Genomic DNA, 18685 nt, shown 5'->3' on the forward strand with positions numbered 1-18685 from the left:
AGATGGCGGCCATCAGGGCGCGGCGTGACAGACGCATGGAGTCCTCCTTCTTCGTTGGAAGCAGGGCTACACGGCCATGATAGCGCTATCAATCGTTATTGTAGGACAATTACGCCTCAGCGACGGACCGCGAAGCCCACATAGACCGTGCGCGGCGCCGAATAGCTGGTGACGCCGTCGGCGGTCTGGCCCACGGCAAGGTCGGCGTTCAGGACGTTGTCGGCGGCCAGATAGATCTCGCTGGCCGGCGAGACCTTCCAACCGGCGCGCAGGTCAAGGCTCGCGCCCGCCTTCAGCGTCCGCAGGTTCAGGTCGTCCTCGTAGCGGCGGCCTTCGTAGCGCAGATCGGCGTCGAGGCTGAGGCGCGCGATCGGCCGCCAGCGCGCGCCGGCGGTGACGGTCAAGGCCGGCGCCTGGGCCGGGCGCTTGCCGGTCAGCTGGGCGGCGGTCGCGCCGCCGTCGACACGGGCATGGGTCGCCGAGAAGGCCGCGCGCACCGTCCAGGCCGGCGATAGGTCGGCGGCGACGTCGCCTTCCAAGCCGTGGGCGTTGATCTCGCCGGCATTGCGCCGCTGGCGCAGCACGCCGCCGGCCGGGATGAAGCCGGCCACCGGGAAGGTCCCCGGCCCGATGCCGATCGTCACATTGGTGATCGGATCCCGCACCTGGTTGTAGAACGCGCCGATGTTCCAGCGCACCGCTCCTTCGCCCGAGAGTCCGGCCTCGACGCCGTAAAGGGTCTCGGGCTTCAGCGCCGCATTGGCCTCGGTCACGTCGTTGCCGACCCGGAACGGACGGTGCAGTTCGTTGAGCGTTGGCGGCCGGAAGCCGGCATAGGCCGCCGCGCGCCACCAGGTCTGGCCCGACAGACGTTGTCGCACGCCGATCCGGCCCGTCGGGGTTGCGCCTGAAGCGTTCGCTGGCGGTGCGTCGAGGGTCAGGGCGCCGGTCGCCGTATCCCGCTCGCGCCGCACGCCGTCATAGGACCGCCAGCGATCCAGCCGCGCCCCGGCGGCCAGCGAGAAGTCGGGCCTGCTATAGGCCGTCTCGGCATAGACCCCGCCGACCAAGGTGCGGCCGCCGGCCGTCCGCTGGCGGGTGAAGGCCCCGGCCATGTAGCGGAAGCGTTCGTTTGTCCGTCCCTCGGTCGCGCGAACGTCGCCGCCCAGCTCCCACGACCAGTCGCCAGCCTTGCGCTGCCAGGCGGCGTTGAGGCCATAGCCGCTGGCCGGGGTCGAGTACTGGTCGTTGGCCGGCGTCGTCCCGACGCGCCCCGCGGCGACGGCGGCCGAGGCGTTCTCCAAGTCGCTGGACCGGGCCCAGGCCTGGGCCCGCCAAGTCTCGCCGGCCAGGGTCACGGTCAAGGAGCCGCCGGTGGCGTTGGACCGCGCGCCGACCAAGCCAGCGTCGCGCGTCTCCTGAAACGCGCTCGCGCGGACGGCCCAGCGAACGCCGCCGAGCTGGCCTTGCACGCGAGCCGCGATCGAGCCGTCCTCCAAGGTCGTGGGCGTATCGGCCGCGCCAGCCGCCGAACCGCGCACGGGCCGATAGCCGTCGGTGCGCGAGCCGCTGGCGGTCAGGAGCAGGTGGTCGGTTCCGTAGGTTCCGGCCGCCCGCCAGCTGTCGCGCTGGCCGGCCTGGGCGGTGAAGCTGGTCAGACCGCCGCCCGCCGCTCGCTCGCGCAGGGCCACGACGCCGGTCAGGGCGCCGGCGCCGTAGGGCCCCGCCCCAGCGCCGCGCACGACGGTCGCGCCCGACAGGCCCTCGCCTGGCAAGGCGGTCCAGATCACCCAGCCGCCGAACGGATCGTTCTGCGGCGCGCCGTCCAGGGTCACCAGCGCCCGGCCCGCGCCGGACGGCGCGACAGCCCGAAGAGAAAGTCCCTGGATGGTCGGATTGGCCGCGTCGCTGCCGGTGCGGCGGAACAGCGAGACGCCGGGCGTCGTCTTCAGGACGTCGTCCAGCCGCGCCGAGGCGCTCAGGGCCTCGGCGTCATAGGTCGCCGTGGAAAAGGCTTCCTGCCCGGCCAAGGGCGGCAACCGCGGCGCCTCGACGACGATCGCCGAGACCGGGGCGGGCGGCGCTTCGAGTCCCACCGTGATCGTTAGGCCAGGGCCTTCTTGTACAGCGCCAGCAGCTCGCTCCAGGCCTTTTCGGCCGAGGCCTCGTTGTAGGCCTGGCTGCCGGGGACGGTCCAACCGTGGTTGGCGCCCGCATAAACCTCGACGGTCGCCGGCCGCTTGGCCTCGGCGAAGGCGGCCTTCAGCTTGTCTTTCGAGGCCGGATCGCGCTGATCGTCGTTGTCGGCGATGGCGACCAGATAGGCGGCCTTGGTCTTGGGGATCAGCAGATAGGGACTATCGGCGCCGTCCGCCGTCAGGCCGCCGCCATGGAAACTGGCCACCGCGCCGACGCGCTCGGGAATGGCGCCGGCCGTGCGGAAGGCCAGCGGCCCACCCATGCAGTAGCCCTGGGTCCCGATCGGCTCGGCCTTGTTGGTTTGGGGTTGCGTATCGAGAAAGGCGACGAACGCCTTGGCGTCGACCACGGCGGTCGTGGGTGTCACGGTCTTGGCGAGGGCCATGATCGTGTCGCGATCCTTGGGATCGGCGAAGTTCATCGCGCCTTCCATCACCGGCGCCTTCTTGGTCCGATAGAACAGGTTGGGGACCAGCACGACATAGCCAGCCGCGGCCAGTCGGCGACCCATCTGGCGGAACACCGGGCGCAGGCTCCAGATGTCGGGCCACATCAGCACGGCCGGCCACTTGCCCTTGCCTTTCGGATAGAACAGCGCCGCGTCGGCGACGCCGTCGGGCGTCTTGATCTCGACGTCCTTCTCCTCGACCGCGTCGTCGGCGTGGGCCACCGTCGCGACGCCGGTCATGGCCGCCGCCAGCAGACCGAACTTGCGCCGCGAAAGGGTGGGATCTTGTATGAGGCCGGGGTGGATTTCGTCATCGCACATGGCGGTCTCCTCCTGAACTGGAGCGGCACGCTATAACCGCGTTTCGCCGCCGCCTACCCACTTTACGAGGCGACCTGATAAGTCGCCTTGCCGGGCAGGAGCAGGTCCTGTTTGCGGCCGTCGCACAGGGCGTAGCTGAAGCCGGACTGGATCGCCCAGGCCCCGACCTCGCCCGCCTTGTTCACCGCCAGGAAGCCGACCTGGATGTCCTTGGCCTGGGGCTTCTTCTTCAGAATTCGCTCGACGGCCTCCCGGCAGGCGGCCTCGGGCGAGCGGCCCTGGCGCATCAGCTCGACCACCAGGAAGCTGCCGACGTTGCGGATCACCTCCTCGCCAACCCCGGTCGAGGTGGCGCCGCCGACCTCGTTGTCGACATAGAGGCCCGCGCCGATGATCGGGCTGTCGCCGACCCGGCCGCGCAGCTTCCAGGCCATGCCACTCGTCGTGCAGGCGCCGGCGATGTTCCCCTTGGCGTCGATGGCCAGCATGCCGATGGTGTCGTGGTTATTGGCGCCGCCAGGCGTCCCCAACTGGCCCGAGGTCTTGCCATAGTCGCCGACCTCGCTGTTGGCCTTGGGCTGGTACTTGGCGTCCTTCTTCCAGGCTTCCCAGGCGGCCTTGGATTCCGGCGTCAGCAGCTCCTCGTACTGAAAGCCCTGCTCGATCGCGAACTGCAGGGCGCCGGCCCCGACCAGCATCACGTGCGGGGTCTTTTCCATCACCTTGCGCGCCACCGAGATCGGGTGGGCGATATGTTCCAGCGCCGCCACCGCGCCACAGTTGCCCAGCTCGTCCATGATGCACGCGTCCAGCGAGACGTGGCCGTCGCGATCGGGATAGCCGGCGCGGCCGACGCTGTGGTTCTTCAGGTCCTGCTCGGGGACGCGCGCGCCGGCCTCGACGGCGTCCAGCGCCCGGCCGCCGTTGGACAGCACCGCCCAGGCCGCCTGGTTGGCGGCGACGCCGAAGTCCCAGGTGGAGATCACGCACGGCCCTTGCAGCTTCACCGATCCCTCCGCCGCCATCTCTCTGCCTTGCGCCGCGCTCGCGCCGATCATCACCGATCCCATCAAGGACGCGCCGATCAGGCCCCTACGATTCATCATGCTCGTGTGCTCCAACAAGACCGCGCCGAATCCGTAACACGGCTGGAGAGAGACCATGACCGCCGACCGCATCCTCCTGGAAGTCTGTGTCGATACGCCCGCCGGATTGGCGGCGGCGATCGCCGGCGGGGCGGATCGGATCGAACTTTGCGCGGCCCTGGCGCTGCAGGGCCTGACGCCCGCCCCCGGCCTGATGGCCATCGCGGCCGCGGCGCCGATCCCGATCTATCCGATGATCCGGCCGCGCAACGGCGACTTCTGCTACGACGCCGGCGACCTGGACGCCATGCGCCGCGACATCGACGCCGTCCGCGCCTACGGCCTGGCCGGGGTGGTGATCGGCGCGAACCGCCCGGATGGCGAGCTCGACCTCGAAGCGCTGGAGACGCTGGTCGCGCATAGCCAAGGCCTGGGCATGAGCCTGCACCGCGCGTTCGACCTGGTTCCGGACCAGGCGGCGGCTCTGGAGGTCGCGATCGAGCTTGGCTTCGAGCGCGTCTTGACCTCGGGCGGCGCGCTGACCGCCCAGGCGGGCGCGGAAAGGATCGCGGCGCTGGTGGAGCAAGCCGCCGGCCGGATCGGCATCCTCGCCGGCGCGGGCGTAAAGCCCGGCAATGTCGCCGACCTGGTGAGGCGCACCGGCGTTCGCGAGGTGCACGGCTCGTTCAGCGGCCCGATCCCCGGCGCCGATCCGGCCTCGAAGGTGGGCGCGATGGGCTTCGCGCCGCCCGAGCTGCGGGATACGGATCAGGTGGCGGTGGCCGAAGCCGTGCGTATTCTCAGGACGCGGTAAGCCCCCAAACCCTTGTCATCCCGGAAGCCTCGAAGAGGCTATCCGGGACCCAGGGGCCGGCGCAGTGCGGTTGCCCCTGGACCCCGGCTCTGCCCCCGGCTTTCGCCGGGGTTCGGCCGGGATGACAAGTGTTTTGGTGAGATCCCTATTTCGCCGGGTGGCTCTTGGCCCAGGTCTCGTAGGCCTTGATCGCCTTGGCCGGCTGCGCGCCGAACCAGGAATAGCCGTTGCGACGTTCCAGCGAGAGCTCGTTGACGTCGTCGCGCAGGGTCTTGTCGCGCTCGCCGAAGACGGGCTTGCCGGTGGTGCGGCTGTAGTAGCGCGACCAGATCGGCCCCGCGCCCGGCTGGTCGACCAGGCGGCGCCCCTCGGGATCGCCCTTCCCGCCGGTCCAGGCCTTGCCCATGATGGCCGCGCCCTTCATCCACGCCACCCCGCCATGGACGGCGGCGACCTCGGCCGGGGTCGGGTCGGGCAGGCTCATCAGGTACATCAGCAGGTCGGCGCTCTCGCCGGTCGACAGGGCCGGCGGCTCGAAGTTGCGGCCGGCGACCGGCTCCAGGGTGAACGGATCGGCCTGCTGGCCCCAGATGGCCGGCTTGCCGTCGATACGGATCTGCGAGGCGACGATGACCTCGCGCCCGCGCCTGGCCGCGACGCCCGCCTTGGCGCGCAGGTCGGCGGACACGAAGGCGAACTCCGGCTTGGCCTCGGACACCTCGGTCAGCAAGGCGGCGGCCTCGGAGACGGCGTTGTCGTTGAAGGTGACCGCGTCGTGATAGCCGCCTTCCAGCGGCCAGACCTGCGGCCAGCCGCCGTTCGGGAACTGGGCCGTGAGCAGATAGCGCACGCCCTTCAGGAAACTCTGGCGATAGGCCTCGCCGTCCTGGCCCGGGACCTGGGCGGCGACCTTCGCCAGGAAGCGCATCTCGGTGATGGTGGCGTTGTTGTCCAGCGTGCCGACATAGCCCCACTTGGGGTCACGGGCGGCGTCGAAGTCGTTCTCGCTGAGATATTTGGAGTTGTTATCCGAGGCCCAGGGCTGGCCCGGCAGGCGCACGGCGCTCTCGCGGTCCTGGTTCTTGCTCCAGCCGCCAGCCGGGGTCTGGAAGCTGACGATAACGTCGGCGATATGGCGGGCCTCGGGCGAGGCGTACCAGGCCGCGTCCTTGTTCAGCGCCATGCCGCCGTCGCCGTGGCCGGCCGGAGGCGGCGGCGGAGCGGTATCGCCCGGCTTCAGCTCAGCGGCGAGCGCCGCGCGGTCGGCCTTCTCCTGGGCGGTCGAACGCTCCAGATAGGCCTTCCAAGCCGGCTGCTGGGCGGCCGGCAGCTTGGCGATCCGTTCGGCGGTGATCGGCTGGGCCGGGACATTGGTCCCGATCACGCCCGCTAGGGCCGGCGCGGCCAACAGACTGGCGGACAGGAGGAGGCCTATGACGGCGGCGCGATGGGTCATCTGGATGTCTCTCCCCGGTCGCGTCCGTGACATCCCGGACGCCCTGTTCTCACAGGAATGATACCGGTTTCCTATCCGGAGAAAACAGGCGTTGTTGTGGCGCTTCGCCGCGCCCGCCCTAGCCTTCGATGATGTGCGGGATGAACCGGGAGCGATCGCGGGTCACGCGGCCTCGGTCCTCGCGCACGCCGATGCCGGCTGGCTGGTCGCCGATCACCCACGAGCCGACCACCGGATAGTTCACGCCGAACTTCGGCGGCGGCTTCAGCGCCTGGCGGATCCAGCCTTCCGCCCCATAGCCCTGGTCCAGGACCCGGCCCTTGCGGCCGTCCTTCCAGAGCTCGACATTGGCGCCTTCGCGGCTGAACAACGGCTTGCGGGCGTAGCTCGATCCCAGGCGCTCGACCTTGGGGTCGTCGTCGAAATAGGTTTCCAGCAGGTTCGGATGGCCCGGATGGCGCTCCCACAGCAGCGGCAACAGGGCCTTGTTCGACAGAACCGCCTTCCAGGGCGGTTCCAGGAACAGCGTCTTGCTGGCGGCGATGTTGGCGGCGTAGGGCTCGCGCAGCATCTCCTCCCAAGGGTGCAGCTTGAAGATCGCGCCGATCAGGTAGTTGTCCTGGTCGACGAAGCGGCCGTCGGCGTCGAGCCCGATCTCCGTCGTCGGCACGAACTTGGGCTCCAGGCCCGCGAGCCGGCCCATGTCCTCCAGGAACCGCACCGTCTGGCGGTCCTCGACGAAGTCGGCGTCACTGGCGAAATGGACGAAGCCGCCGTTCGGGAAAATCTCCTTGAACCGCTCGGCCAGCCGGTCGTGCAGGCTGTTGAACTGGTCCGTGCTTTCGGGCAGCGCGCCCTGCTGGATCAGGTCCTCCAGCCACAGCCACTGGAACACACCGGCTTCGTAGATGCTGGTCGGGGTGTCGGCGTTGTACTCGTAGAGCTTGGGCGGCCCCGCCCCGTCATAGAAGAAGTCGAAGCGGCCGTAGAGCGACGGATCCTTGGCCTTCCACGAGGCGGCGACCACGTCGCGCGAAGCCTCCGGGATCCGCAGCCTGGCCATCAGGGCGTCGTTCTGGACGGCGTCCTCGACCAGCTCGAGACATAGCTTGTGCAGCGCTTCGGTCGCGGGCTCGAGATGGCCCTCGATCTCTTCCAGCGTGAAGGCGTAGGCCGCCCGTTCGTCCCAGTAGCGACGGCCGTCGGCGTGATGCCAGGTGAAGCCGACCGCCTCGGCTTTGGACTTCCAGTCCGGCCGAGGCGTCAGGGTGAGGCGGCGCATCAGGCGTCCGAGCCGTCCTTGGAAACCTTCTGCTTGTCCTCGATGGCCAGCATCGGGGCGGGCAGAGCCTCGTCCTTCGGCGCCATCAGGCGAGCCAGCACGTCCTCGGCGCCGCCACCGCCCGGCAGGATGCCGGCCGCCGCGAGCTTGGCGTCGAGATCGGCGCCGGTCTTGCGCTCCTCGGCCTCGTTATGCAGCTTGAACTGCTCCTCGCGGACCGACTGACGTTCCTTGATGCGCTTGAGGCTGTCGGCGGCCGAGCCGACGACGCCGCTGGCCGAACCCGAGCGCGAGATGACGGCGGCTTGCGCCTTCTGGACGCTCTCGTTGACCTTCACCATCTCGATCTCGCGGCGCAGGGCCTCGATCTTGACGTCGGTCTGCGAGATGACGGTGCGCATCTTCTCTTCGGCGGCGCGCAGCTCGGTCATCTGGCCGGACTTCTGGGTCGCGTCCTTTTCGAGGTCGGCGATGCGCTGGGCCACTTCCAGGGCCAGGGCCTGGTCGCCCTTGTTCATGGCCGCGCGGGCCGAGGACTCGTACTTGCGCGACTGGTCGGTCAGCTGCGCGACTTCGGTCTCCAGCGAGCGGCGACGCGCCACCAGCTTGGCTAGCTCGTCCCGGGCCTTGCCCTGGGCGTTGTCCGCGTCGCGGATCTCCTGATCGAGGATCCTCAAGGCGTTGGCGTCCACGATGGTCTGCGCGCCGTCATGCGCGGTCCCGCGGAAGAGCGCCGAGAGCTTGCTCCAGATCGACATCGAATAAGTCTCCAGGTCTCTGTCTTTAGGCGGCCGCGACGCGGCTCTTTTCGAAGGACTCGCGCAGGTCGCTGGCGGCGGCGATGGCGTTGGCCGCCAGGGTGCGCAGCTCGATGATCAGCGTCTGCAAGGTGGTCTTGGACGAGATCTCGCCCATCAGCTCGTAGTAGTCGCGGCCGTCGACCGTGGTGATGCCGAAGTTCGACAACGGCACGATCTTTTGGGCCTTGAGCAGAAACTCGTTGAAGGCCGCGCGGTCGGTCTGCTCGTCGCAGGGCCACAGGATCGTCGAGACGACCATCTGCAGCGACCCGCCGCTGACATAGATCGGCAGGTCGCCGAATTCGTGCATGACGACCAGCAGCACGGGCTCGACGCCCTCGACCGCCGTGGCGGTCAGTTCGCCCTCACGCACGAGGGCGCTTTCGGCCAGCGCGTCGCGCAGGCTGTGGATCGTCCAGGCGGTGTCGATAACGGAGTCCATGTGTCTGACGCCCTTGGGAGGATGGGGGTTGGTGGTCAGGGTCGGCCCGCGGACCGACTCGACGACGATCGCCTGGACGGCCGAAAGGATGTCGGGCTTGCACGCCACCGGCGCCCAGACCTCGATCTTCACGAAGCCGGCGCTCCGGCGGGCTTCTCGCCACGCGCGGGTTCTTTCAGCGGCCTGGGCGCTTCTCGTCGGTTTAGCAGGCATGCGTTACATGTACGCATAACATGTACGCTTGACAAGGCGCCGATCGGCGTCATCCTGCGGCCGACTTCACCTCGGGGCAAGCGTGCTCTGAAGTAGAGCTGGCGCCGGTGTTCGGATAGGTATGCCGGCCAGGTATTTGAGGGCTCGCGGACCGCGATGTTCGGAAAGCTTTTCGGCAATAGGGACGACGCCTCGCGCGTCGCCCTGCCCATCATTCGCAATGTGACGATCGGCCGGACCATGGTGCTGGACCCGCTGGCCTGGCGACGGTTCGGAACCGAGACCAAGTTCGCGCTCGATCGCGACACGCTGGAGATCACCGCCCAGGGCCTGATCCAGCTGAATGACGGCGCGTTCGTCCATCGCTTCTATACGGACGACGAGATCCTGTTCCAGGTCGTCTCGGACGACCGCGAGGGCCAGAAGGCCAACGACTTCACCGTCTTCGTTCCGTGGGCCAGCGCGTATCCCGGCGACCGCGCCGACCGCGATCTCTGGAGCCAGCGCCTGCGCGCCAGCACCTTCCAGCCCGAGGGCCTGCCCCCGTATCGCCGCCTGTGGTTTGGCGAAGAGACCGCCGAGCAGGATCCGGTGACCCTTTGGGAAGACGTCTATTACGACCGCGAAGCCCGCGCGCCGGACCGCCGCCTGTTCCAGACCACCATGCTGTTCCACCGCGACCTGGCGGGAGGCGACGGCCGCGAGCTGCTGCTGGCCCTGACGCTGGAGCCCGAGGACAGCAAGGACGTCAGCCACGAGACGATGATCGGCCTGCCGTTGTCGGTGGGCGAATTCCGAGCTTAGAGGGGCAAGACCACGATGTTCGACTTCACCGGATTCCAGGAGGGCGCGACCGCCTTCCTGCTGGCCTTCGTCGCGGCCGGCCTGTTCACCATCGCCTTCAAGTACATTTACCAGTGGATCACGCCTTACAACGAGAAGGCATTGATCCGGCAGGGCAATGTCGCCGCCGCCATCGCCTTGGCCGGCGCCTTGATCGGCTACGTGCTGCCGCTAGCCTCGGCCCTGAGCCACACGGTCAGCCTGCCGGAATTCGCCGCCTGGGCGGCCCTGGCTGGCGTCATCCAGATCGTCGCCTTCACCGCCGTGCGCCTGGTCGCCCTGCCCGACGTCAAGGCGCGCATCGAGAATGGCGAGACCTCGATCGGCATCTATCTGGCGGGCATTTCGATCGCGGTCGGCCTGCTGAACGCCGCCTGCATGACCTCGTGAGGATCAGGCGATGATCACCCGCAAACGCTCCAGTTCGCTGAAACTCTCGACCATGCTGGTCGGCGCCACCGCGCTGACCCTGACCGGCTGTGACGATCACAGCCCCCAGGCCAGCTGGGATCCCAATCGCGGCGAGCAGGTCGAGGCTTTCAGCTACAAGACCCTGCAGGAGTGCAAGGACGCCAACGAGGTGTCCGACGCGCAGTGCGACACCTCCTACGCCGCCGCCCAGAAGGACGACGAGAAGAACGCGCCGCGCTACGAGGCTCGCGCCTCGTGCGAGGAGGTCTACGGCCCGGGCAACTGCGTGCCGCGCAGCTACAACAATGGCGGCAACTTCTTCACCCCGCTGCTGGCCGGCTTCGTGATCGGCCAGATGCTGGACGGCGGCGGCTATCGCGGCACCGGCCTCTACCGCCGGGACGATGCATACGGCGGCGGCTACTACTCGACCTGGGGCGGACGCCTGGGCCGTGACTACAGCACCGGCCGGACGACCATCAGCAAGTCCAGCATCGATCCGCCGGACGCGATCCGCAGCGCCCCGCCCAAGATCCAGACCCGGACCTCGGTCGTCTCGCGCGGCGGCTTTGGCGGCGGCCGCAGCTACGCCCACAGCGGAAGTTTCCGGGGCGGCTTCGGCGGCTAGGCCTGTCCGACATTTTTGCGATTGACTCTCAACTGGACATCCCATCTAGTTGAGAAGTGTTCGCAAGAACGCGTCGGGCCGTTCACCGAGATCGGTTCGCCTGGCGGGTGTCGGCCCCCTGCTTGGCGAGGAGATTTACGGCGTGCGGCCCGACCCTTTCTCCGAGACCCATCTGAACCACTGCGGCCCCGTGGGCCTGGCCGACGGCGAACGCGTCCTGCTCTGGATGTTGCGCCAGTGGGTCACCGCCCGAGTGCTCGGCGAAGAGCCCGGCGCGCGGCTGTCGAAGAAGGCCGGCGCCCTGGTCTCCGCCCGCGTGGCCACCGCCTTCATCCTGATGATGACCGCCATCGAGGGCCAGGTTCGCCGCCCGCTCTGCGTCTCCGCGCCTTGCTGCGGCGGCTATGCCGACGACGAGCAGCGCCTGATCACCGCCTGCGGCGTCTGCCCTGCCTCGCCCGAGATCGCCGGCCGGCTTCTGGAGGACATGGTCGTCACGCCGGAGACGGTGACGGTGATGGCGCGGTTCTTGAACACGGCGCTGGCCAACGACGGCAAGGCCCTGCCGATGCGGTTCGACGCGCCGGAGGCGGTAGCGACGCCGGTGCGGCGGCCGACGCTGCACTAATCAGCTGTCATCCCGGGCGAAGCGCAGCATAGACCCGGGGCCGCGACAGGCTCGGCGCTTCCGGCGGTCCCGGCTCGGCGCGCCAAGGCGCTTGGCCGGGATGACAGGTTTTTTTAGCCTACCGCCAGCCCTCTTCCACCAGCCGCCGCGCCAAAGCCTTCGCCGCCATCGTCACATCGCGCCATGTCACGTCGAAGCCCGCGTCGTCGCCGTAGTAGGGATCGGCCACCGCCCTGCCCTCGTGGCCGGGCGCGAGATCCAGCAGCAAGCCTAACTCCGCCGTCGCGTCGCGCGGCGCGATGGCCTGCAAGCCTTCGAGGTTGTCGTGGTCGAGCGCGTAGATGTGGGTAAAGGTTCGAAAGTCGTCCTTGCTCACCTTGCGGGCCCGCTGGCCGCTGATGTCGACGCCATTGCGGCGGGCGACGGCGACCGAGCGCGGATCCGGCGGATCGCCCGCGTGCCAGCCGCCCGTGCCGGCGGAGTCAGCCATCACCTCCAGGCCCAGACGCTGGGCCTCCGCCCGGAAGGCGCCTTCGGCCAGGGGCGAGCGACAGATGTTGCCGAGGCAGACGAAGAGAACCGAGGCCTTCACGCCGTCCCCCAACCGCCGCCGCCCGGCGTCTCGATGACGACCGCGTCGCCCGCCCCAACCTCGACCAGATCGGTGGCGCCCATCGGCCGGACGGTTCCGTCGGCGCGCTCGACCCACGCCTTGCCGACCGCGCCGGAACCACCGCCCGCCAAGCCGAACGGCGGGACTCGCCGCCGGTTGGACAGCAGGGTCGCGGTCATCGGCTCGCGGAAGGCGATCCTGCGCACGACCCCGTCGCCGCCACGATGCGCCCCCGCCCCGCCCGAACCGCGCCGGATCGAGAAGGCCTCGACCAGCACCGGGTAGCGGGTCTCCAGCACCTCGGGATCGGTCAGGCGGCTGTTGGTCATGTGGGTCTGGACCGCGTCGGTCCCGGCGAAGTCCGGCCCAGCGCCGGAACCGCCGCAGATGGTCTCGTAGTACTGCCGCCGGTCGTCCCCGAAGGTGAAGTTGTTCATTGTCCCCTGCGCCCCGGCCATCACGCCGAGCGCGCCATAGAGGGCGTCGACCACCACTTGGCTGGTCTCGACATTGCCGGCCACCACCGCCGCCGGATAGCGCGGCCTTAGCATCGAGCCCTCCGGAATGACCAGTTCGACCGGCCGCAGGCAGCCGTCGTTCATCGGGATCTCGTCGTCGACCAGGGTGCGGAAGACGTACAGCGCCGCCGCCCGGCAGATCGAGGCCGGCGCGTTGAAGTTGGTCGGGACCTGGTCGCTGGTTCCGGTGAAGTCGACGCGCGCGGTGCGGGCCCGTTGGTCGACGGTGATCGCCACCTTCACCACCGAACCATCGTCCAGTTCATAGGCGAACGATCCGCTTTTCATCGTCGCCAGCACGCGGCGGACGGCCTCCTCGGCGTTGTCCTGGACGTGAGCCATATAGGCCTCGACGACGTCCTGGCCGAACTCGGCGACCATGGCGGTCAGGGCCTCGGCCCCGCGCGCGCAGGCGGCGATCTGGGCCTTGAGGTCGCCGATGTTCTGGTCGGGATTGCGCGCCGGCCATTTGCCCGAGGCCAGGAGGGCGCGGGTCTCGACCTCCAGGAACCGCCCGCCCTCGACCAGCAGGAAGTTCTCGATCAGGACCCCCTCCTCCTCGACCGTCTTGCTGGTCGGCGGCATCGAGCCGGGCGTGATACCGCCGATGTCGCCCTGGTGGCCGCGCGCGGCGACGTAGAACAGCAAGGCCCCCGCCGCGTCGAACACGGGCATGACCACGGTCACGTCCGGCAGGTGGGTCCCGCCGTTGTAGGGCGCGTTGAGCATGTAGACGTCGCCGGGCTTCATCCCGCGCCCGTCGCCCTCGCGCGCGTCACGGATGGCCCGGACGCTGTCGCCCATCGAGCCCAGATGCACCGGCATGTGCGGAGCATTGGCGATCAAGTCGCCATCGCGGCTGAACAGGGCGCAGGAGAAGTCCAGCCGCTCCTTGATGTTCACCGAATAGGCGGTGTTCTGCAGGGCGAACCCCATCTCCTCGGCCACGGCCATGAACAGGTTGTTGAACACCTCCAGCATGACCGGATCGGCTTCCGTGCCGATCGCCTTGCGGGCCGGCAGGGCCACGATCCGGTCGAGGATCAGGTTCAGGCGCGCGTCGACCTTGGCGCGCCAGCCGGGCTCGACGACGGTCGTGCCGGTGGCCTCGCGGATGATCGCGGGGCCGAGAATCTCGGCGCCGATGGCCAAGGCTTCGCGGTCGAAGACGGGGGTGGCATGGCTGGCGCCAGCCATGCGGGTTTCGATGGTCGCCAAAGGCGCAGCTTCACCCGACGCTGCGGATTTGCTGTCCGCTGCGTCACCAGCATCCGAATGCCCGATCGCTTCGACCGACAAGGTCTCGACCACGAGCGGCGTCGTGGGCGAGGTAAAACCGAACCGGCGCTGGTGCAGGTCTTCGAACTCTTCGCGGACGCGGTCGCCGAACGGCGCCACCAACGGCGTGTCGGTCCCGGCGTACTTCACGCGCAGACTGGCGACCGTCTCAACCGAGGCCATCGGCACGTCCTGGGCGCGCAAGGCCGCTTCCGCCTCCCCCGCCAGCACCTTGGCGCGCTCGGCGAGATCGCCCGCCTGGTCCAGCGGCCGCTCGACCGTCTCCTCGCGGATCAGGCGCAAGTCGGCCAGGCCCATGCCATAGGCGCTCAGCACCCCGGCGAACGGGTGGATCATCACCTGGGTCATGCCCAGGGCGTCGGCGACCAGGCAGGCGTGCTGTCCCCCCGCCCCGCCGAAACAGGCCAGCACATAGCGGGTGACGTCGTAGCCGCGCTGGATCGAGATCTGCCGCACCGCCTTGGCCATGTTCTCGACGGCGATGGTGATGAAGCCTTCCGCGACCTCCTGGGCAGTCATGCCCTTGCCGGTCGCGACGGCGATCCGCTCGGCGACGGTTTCGAAGCCGCTCGCGACCGCCTCCGCGTCCAGCGGTTCGTCGCCGTTCGGGCCGAACACCTTTGGGAAGAACTCTGGCCGCAACTTGCCCAGCATGACGTTGCAGTCGGTGACGGTCAGCGGTCCGCCCCGGCGATAGGCCGCCGGTCCTGGAACCGCGCCCGCCGAGGCCGGGCCGACCCGAAGGCGGGCGCCGTCGAACGAGCAGATCGAGCCGCCGCCGGCCGCCACCGTGTGGATATTCATCATCGGCGCGCGCATCCGCACGCCGGCCACCACCGTCTCGAAGGCCCGCTCATACTGGCCGGCGAAATGGCAGACGTCGGTCGAGGTGCCGCCCATGTCGAAGCCGATCACCCGCTCGAACCCGGCCTCTCGCGCCGTCCGCGCCATGCCGACCACCCCGCCGGCCGGGCCGGACAAGATGGCGTCCTTGCCCCGGAAGGCCCGGGCGTCGGTCAGGCCGCCGTTCGACTGCATGAAGAGCAGGCGCGTGTCCGCGCCCAAAGCCTCCGACACCTGATCCACGTAGCGGCGCAGGATCGGCGACAGATAAGCGTCGACCACCGTGGTGTCGCCCCGCCCGATCAGCTTCATCAGCGGGCTGACCTCGTGGCTGACCGAGACCTGGGTGAAGCCGATCTCTCGCGCGATCGCCGCCACCCGCGTCTCGTGGTCGGTGAAGCGAAACCCATGCAGCAAGACGATGGCCACGGCGCGGAAACCCGCGTCATAGGCCGCCCGCAAGCCGTTCCGCGCCGCGTTTTCGTCCAGCGGCCGCAACACCTGACCCTCGACGCTCATCCGTTCGTCGATCTCGACGACGCGGTCGTAGAGCGCTTCGGGCTTGACGATGTGGCGCTCGAACAGCTTGGGCCGCGCCTGGTAGCCGATGCGCAGGGCGTCGGCGTGACCCGCCGTGATGGCCAGCACCGTCGGCTCGCCCTTGCGCTCGAGCAGGGCGTTGGTCGCCACGGTGGTGCCCATCTTCACGGCGTCGATCGCCGCGCCCTCGGGCAGCAAGGCCCGGACGCCGGCCACGGCCGCGTCGGCATAGCGCTCGGGGTTTTCCGACAGCAGCTTGTGAGTGACCAGCGAGCCGTCCGGCCGCCGCGCGACGATGTCGGTGAAGGTGCCGCCCCGGTCGATCCAGAACTCCCAGCCGCGAGGGTGTTGGTCGGTGGCGGTCATGAGGCGGCGGGTCTCCTTGGCTCCATCACCTCATAGCGTCTTCAAAAGTCGTGTCATCCCGGAAGCCTCGCAGAGGCTATCCGGGACCCAGGGGCCAAGCGCATTGAGGCCGCCCCTGGGTCCCGGCTCTCCGCTTCGCTGCGGCCGGGATGACAAGATTACTTGAAAACCCCCACCAGCTCCGCCACCTGCCACAGCCCCAGCGTCAGGAAGATCAGCGCCGCGCCGATCCGGACGTATTTCAGCGGCACGATCTTGGTCGCCGCTTCGCCCAGATACACGGCCGGGACGTTGGCCAGCATCATGCCCAGAGTGGTGCCGGCCGCGACCCAGGCGATGGCGTGGAACTTGGCGCCCAGGGCCACGGTGGCGATCTGGGTCTTGTCGCCCATCTCGACCAGGAAGAAAGCGATGGTCGTGGTCAGGAACACGCCGTAGCGGCCCGCGCCGCCGGCCTCCTCGTCGTCGGCCTTGTCGGGGATCAGGGCCCAGGCGGCCATGGCGATGAACGAGACGGCGATGGCCCATTTGAACCCGGCGCCGCTCAACAGGTCGGCGACCCAGTAACCGGCCGTGGCGGCCAGGGCATGGTTGGCCAGGGTGGCGGCCAGGATGCCAAGAATGATCGGAATGGGCTTCTTGAAGCGCGTGGCCAGGATGATGGCCAGGAGCTGGGTCTTGTCGCCAATCTCGGCGATGGCCACGACCAGGGTCGAGACGAGCAGGGCTTCCATGGAACTCTAAAACCTTCCGGGCCGGGCATGCCAACAGCGTCGACACCCCACCCGGCCCGGATGGAGATCGGCGCCATTGGTCTCGCCAAGGAAGCTGGTGTTCCGCTTCCCTTCCCCGCGCCATGATCCGGAAGGATCAAGTATGTTGACGGCGGGGCCCGCTGATAGGCGCGGGCGGCTACTCCCCAAAGGTGGGCGGCGTTTAACCGCTCGCGCCCGCGCCGTCAACGCGTCAGGCGACCGCCGCCGGCGCGTCGAACCGCAGCAGGTGGATCGCCACGCGCACCTTGCCCGCCACGAAATTCCCGCCCACCGCCGTTAGCAGGACCGGCGTGTCGGCATAGTAGGCCGTCGGTCCGACCACGCCGATGTTGCTGGAATTCTTGGCCACGCCCAGCGAACCGCCGAACTTGCTGGCGTCGCCGGAAACCCCGCAGTTGTACGAGGCCGCGCCAGTGATCGCGGCCGTGGTCCGGGTCGAGACCGCCAGCACGATGGCGCGGTTGGGGATGGCGATGCTGGTCGCCGTCGAGGCCCCGCTCACGGTCACCTCCTGCTCCAGGATCTCCAGTCGCGTATTGGCCAGGCCCGGCGAGGCGGCGGCGGTCAGGCTTCGGAACGTCGCCGACAGCGGCGTCCAGGTCGCGCCGTCGAAGGCGAGCATCTGGTTCTCGTCCTTGACCCAGGCCAGCACGCCCTCGGCGGGGACCAGCGCCTGCCAGGCGCCGGCCTCGAAGCGCATCAGGGTTCCAGCGGCCTGCCCCGTCCAGGCCGCGCCCGTCGCGCCGGCCGGCAGGATCCAGACGGCGCCCGCGATGGGACTGGTCGGCTGGGCCGTGACCGCGCGGCTCTCCACGGCCAGCTGCACCAGGCCGTCCAGCCGGGCGAGGCTCTCATTGATCGGAATGTGCTTCTGGGCCTGGGCGGCGACCACATAGGGCAGGCCAAGGCGGGGCGTGACGTCGTCGAAGATCTGGTCGGGCATTGGGGCGGCTCCGGGAGCGGTTGAACACGCTCCGAGCATCACGCCGCCGCGAAGGCCGGGGACGGATCACGCTCCGTCCCCGCGCCTCACCCGCCTATTCGGCGGCGAAAGCCAAATGATTTCCAGAGGTAAGCGCCGTCTTGGCCGCCAATTCCGCCTTGGCTTGCTCATACTCCGCCGAGAGTTTGGCGATGAGTTCGGCCGCGCTCAGCACGGTGTCGATCGCGCCGATGCCCTGACCGCAGCCCCAGATGTCGCGCCAGGCCTTGGCGTCCTGGTTGCCGCCCGAACCGAAGTTCATCTTCGACGGATCGCTGACCGGCAGGTTCTCGGGATCCAGGCCCGCCCGGATCACCGAGGGCCGCAGGTAGTTGCCGTGCACGCCGGTGAACAGGTTCGAATAAAGGATGTCGTCGGCCTTGCTGTCGACGATCATCTGCTTGTAGCCCTCGACCGCGTTGGCCTCCTGGGTCGCGATGAAGGCCGAGCCGACATAGGCCAGGTCCGCGCCCATGGCCTGGGCGGCCAGGATCGAGCGGCCCGAGGCGATCGAGCCCGACAGCGCCACCGGCCCGTCGAACCACTGCCGGATCTCCTGGATCAGGGCGAACGGCGACAGGGTGCCGGCATGGCCGCCCGCGCCCGCCGCGACCGGGATCAGGCCGTCGGCGCCCTTCTCGATGGCCTTGCGGGCGAAGCGGTCGGTGATGACGTCGTGCAGGGTGATCCCACCGTACGAGTGGATCGCCTGGTTCAGGTCCTCGCGGGCGCCCAGCGAGGTGATGACCACCGGGACCTTGTATTTGACGCAGAGGGCGATGTCGTCCTCGAGGCGGTTGTTGGTCCTGTGGACGATCTGGTTGACCGCAAACGGGGCCGAGGGCGCTTCGGGGTGGGCGCGGTCGTGGGCGGCCAGCTCCTCGGTGATCCGGGCCAGCCACTCGTCCAGCTGCGACAGCGGCCGGGCGTTCAGCGATGGGAACGAGCCGACGATGCCGGCCTTGCATTGGGCGATCACCAGATCGGGATTGCTGATGATGAACAGCGGCGAAGCGATGACCGGCAAACGGAGGCGGTCGCGCAGGATCGGCGGCAAGGCCATGGAGAAGCTCCCCTTCGGAGGTCGGCTTGCGGCGCCGACATATATGATCGCCGTTCAGATTAAACGAGCGTTTGGCATCCGCGCAAGGCTTGACGGCCGCAAGGGCAGGAGCGCA

At 69.0% G+C, this 18685-nt stretch carries 17 protein-coding genes, 2 pseudogenes and 1 riboswitch; of the genes and pseudogenes, 5 read left to right on the forward strand and 14 right to left on the reverse strand.

Annotated elements, in window-relative coordinates; all coding sequences use genetic code 11:
* Positions 1 to 116: 116 nt before the first annotated feature.
* From ABIC66_RS08035 to ABIC66_RS08045, 3 genes are all read right to left on the reverse strand, one after another.
* Positions 117 to 2096: a TonB-dependent receptor gene (locus ABIC66_RS08035; protein WP_354069205.1), complete on the reverse strand. Its 1980-nt coding sequence runs from the start codon at positions 2094 to 2096 to the stop codon at positions 117 to 119.
* Positions 2097 to 2104: 8 nt separating this feature from the next.
* On the reverse strand, positions 2105 to 2968 hold the full coding sequence (locus ABIC66_RS08040) for a dienelactone hydrolase family protein (RefSeq protein WP_354069206.1): 864 nt from the start codon (positions 2966 to 2968) through the stop codon (positions 2105 to 2107).
* A 62-nt stretch (positions 2969 to 3030) separates the two neighbouring features.
* On the reverse strand, positions 3031 to 4074 hold the full coding sequence (locus ABIC66_RS08045) for a glycosylasparaginase (protein ID WP_354069208.1): 1044 nt from the start codon (positions 4072 to 4074) through the stop codon (positions 3031 to 3033).
* Between the two features lie 55 nt (positions 4075 to 4129).
* On the opposite strand from ABIC66_RS08045, the gene ABIC66_RS08050 reads away from it, so the two are divergent.
* Positions 4130 to 4867, forward strand: coding sequence for a copper homeostasis protein CutC (locus ABIC66_RS08050; RefSeq protein WP_354069209.1), 738 nt, complete (start codon positions 4130 to 4132; stop codon positions 4865 to 4867).
* A gap of 41 nt (positions 4868 to 4908) precedes the next feature.
* Here the strand turns inward: ABIC66_RS08050 and ABIC66_RS08055 are convergent.
* The 5 genes and pseudogenes from ABIC66_RS08055 to ABIC66_RS08075 form a co-directional block, all read right to left on the reverse strand.
* Positions 4909 to 4980 (reverse strand): annotated as a pseudogene (locus ABIC66_RS08055) (hypothetical protein); the annotation flags it as partial.
* Positions 4981 to 5012: 32 nt separating this feature from the next.
* Positions 5013 to 6323, reverse strand: a complete 1311-nt coding sequence (gene pelA / locus ABIC66_RS08060) for a pectate lyase (protein WP_354069211.1) — start codon at positions 6321 to 6323, stop codon at positions 5013 to 5015.
* 118 nt (positions 6324 to 6441) lie between these two features.
* Positions 6442 to 7605: a glutathionylspermidine synthase family protein gene (locus ABIC66_RS08065; protein WP_354069212.1), complete on the reverse strand. Its 1164-nt coding sequence runs from the start codon at positions 7603 to 7605 to the stop codon at positions 6442 to 6444.
* Positions 7605 to 8363 (reverse strand): PspA/IM30 family protein, encoded by a 759-nt coding sequence (locus ABIC66_RS08070; RefSeq protein ID WP_354069213.1) that lies wholly within the window; start codon positions 8361 to 8363, stop codon positions 7605 to 7607. Before ABIC66_RS08070 ends, ABIC66_RS08065 begins: the two co-directional genes overlap by 1 nt.
* A gap of 25 nt (positions 8364 to 8388) precedes the next feature.
* Positions 8389 to 9060, reverse strand: a complete 672-nt coding sequence (locus tag ABIC66_RS08075; RefSeq protein WP_354069215.1) for a YjfI family protein — start codon at positions 9058 to 9060, stop codon at positions 8389 to 8391.
* A 156-nt stretch (positions 9061 to 9216) separates the two neighbouring features.
* On the opposite strand from ABIC66_RS08075, the gene ABIC66_RS08080 reads away from it, so the two are divergent.
* The 4 genes from ABIC66_RS08080 to ABIC66_RS08095 all read left to right on the forward strand — a co-directional run bounded on the left by ABIC66_RS08080 (position 9217) and on the right by ABIC66_RS08095 (position 11570).
* Positions 9217 to 9864, forward strand: a complete 648-nt coding sequence (locus tag ABIC66_RS08080; RefSeq protein ID WP_354069216.1) for a YjfK family protein — start codon at positions 9217 to 9219, stop codon at positions 9862 to 9864.
* A 15-nt stretch (positions 9865 to 9879) separates the two neighbouring features.
* Positions 9880 to 10293, forward strand: a complete 414-nt coding sequence (locus ABIC66_RS08085) for a DUF350 domain-containing protein (RefSeq protein WP_354069218.1) — start codon at positions 9880 to 9882, stop codon at positions 10291 to 10293.
* 10 nt (positions 10294 to 10303) lie between these two features.
* Positions 10304 to 10942: a DUF1190 domain-containing protein gene (locus ABIC66_RS08090; RefSeq protein ID WP_354069219.1), complete on the forward strand. Its 639-nt coding sequence runs from the start codon at positions 10304 to 10306 to the stop codon at positions 10940 to 10942.
* A 142-nt stretch (positions 10943 to 11084) separates the two neighbouring features.
* Complete coding sequence (locus ABIC66_RS08095; RefSeq protein ID WP_354069221.1) at positions 11085 to 11570, forward strand: hypothetical protein; 486 nt, start codon at positions 11085 to 11087, stop codon at positions 11568 to 11570.
* A 118-nt stretch (positions 11571 to 11688) separates the two neighbouring features.
* Here ABIC66_RS08095 and ABIC66_RS08100 read toward each other — a convergent pair whose 3' ends face one another.
* The 6 genes and pseudogenes from ABIC66_RS08100 to ABIC66_RS08120 all read right to left on the reverse strand — a co-directional run bounded on the left by ABIC66_RS08100 (position 11689) and on the right by ABIC66_RS08120 (position 18570).
* The gene (locus tag ABIC66_RS08100) at positions 11689 to 12162 is read right to left on the reverse strand and encodes a low molecular weight protein-tyrosine-phosphatase (protein ID WP_502910329.1); all 474 of its coding nucleotides are present in this window, start codon (positions 12160 to 12162) and stop codon (positions 11689 to 11691) included.
* Complete coding sequence (locus ABIC66_RS08105; protein ID WP_354069225.1) at positions 12159 to 15749, reverse strand: hydantoinase B/oxoprolinase family protein; 3591 nt, start codon at positions 15747 to 15749, stop codon at positions 12159 to 12161. Before ABIC66_RS08105 ends, ABIC66_RS08100 begins: the two co-directional genes overlap by 4 nt.
* Before the next feature lie 79 nt (positions 15750 to 15828).
* Positions 15829 to 15907, reverse strand: a pseudogene (locus tag ABIC66_RS24185) (hypothetical protein); the annotation flags it as partial.
* Entirely contained in the window at positions 15908 to 16483 is a 576-nt protein-coding gene (locus ABIC66_RS08110) for a TMEM165/GDT1 family protein (protein WP_354069227.1), read from the reverse strand. It lies immediately after the preceding pseudogene.
* A gap of 87 nt (positions 16484 to 16570) precedes the next feature.
* Positions 16571 to 16682, reverse strand: a riboswitch (yybP-ykoY riboswitch).
* A gap of 33 nt (positions 16683 to 16715) precedes the next feature.
* Complete coding sequence (locus ABIC66_RS08115; RefSeq protein WP_354069399.1) at positions 16716 to 17456, reverse strand: DUF2793 domain-containing protein; 741 nt, start codon at positions 17454 to 17456, stop codon at positions 16716 to 16718.
* A gap of 106 nt (positions 17457 to 17562) precedes the next feature.
* Positions 17563 to 18570 (reverse strand): NAD(P)H-dependent flavin oxidoreductase, encoded by a 1008-nt coding sequence (locus tag ABIC66_RS08120; protein ID WP_354069229.1) that lies wholly within the window; start codon positions 18568 to 18570, stop codon positions 17563 to 17565.
* Positions 18571 to 18685 lie beyond the last annotated feature (115 nt).

Source organism: Caulobacter sp. 1776, from assembly GCF_040545685.1.
GTDB lineage: Bacteria > Pseudomonadota > Alphaproteobacteria > Caulobacterales > Caulobacteraceae > Caulobacter.

Bases quoted from the DNA above. Each gene is read 5' to 3' on its own strand.
- ABIC66_RS08040 (WP_354069206.1), bottom strand. From the start codon at position 2,968: ATGTGCGATGACGAAATCCACCCCGGCCTCATACAAGATCCCACCCTT.
- ABIC66_RS08045 (WP_354069208.1), bottom strand. From the start codon at position 4,074: ATGATGAATCGTAGGGGCCTGATCGGCGCGTCCTTGATGGGATCGGTG.
- ABIC66_RS08050 (WP_354069209.1), top strand. From the start codon at position 4,130: ATGACCGCCGACCGCATCCTCCTGGAAGTCTGTGTCGATACGCCCGCC.
- pelA (WP_354069211.1), bottom strand. From the start codon at position 6,323: ATGACCCATCGCGCCGCCGTCATAGGCCTCCTCCTGTCCGCCAGTCTG.
- ABIC66_RS08065 (WP_354069212.1), bottom strand. From the start codon at position 7,605: ATGCGCCGCCTCACCCTGACGCCTCGGCCGGACTGGAAGTCCAAAGCC.
- ABIC66_RS08070 (WP_354069213.1), bottom strand. From the start codon at position 8,363: ATGTCGATCTGGAGCAAGCTCTCGGCGCTCTTCCGCGGGACCGCGCAT.
- ABIC66_RS08075 (WP_354069215.1), bottom strand. From the start codon at position 9,060: ATGCCTGCTAAACCGACGAGAAGCGCCCAGGCCGCTGAAAGAACCCGC.
- ABIC66_RS08080 (WP_354069216.1), top strand. From the start codon at position 9,217: ATGTTCGGAAAGCTTTTCGGCAATAGGGACGACGCCTCGCGCGTCGCC.
- ABIC66_RS08085 (WP_354069218.1), top strand. From the start codon at position 9,880: ATGTTCGACTTCACCGGATTCCAGGAGGGCGCGACCGCCTTCCTGCTG.
- ABIC66_RS08090 (WP_354069219.1), top strand. From the start codon at position 10,304: ATGATCACCCGCAAACGCTCCAGTTCGCTGAAACTCTCGACCATGCTG.
- ABIC66_RS08105 (WP_354069225.1), bottom strand. From the start codon at position 15,749: ATGACCGCCACCGACCAACACCCTCGCGGCTGGGAGTTCTGGATCGAC.
- ABIC66_RS08110 (WP_354069227.1), bottom strand. From the start codon at position 16,483: ATGGAAGCCCTGCTCGTCTCGACCCTGGTCGTGGCCATCGCCGAGATT.
- ABIC66_RS08120 (WP_354069229.1), bottom strand. From the start codon at position 18,570: ATGGCCTTGCCGCCGATCCTGCGCGACCGCCTCCGTTTGCCGGTCATC.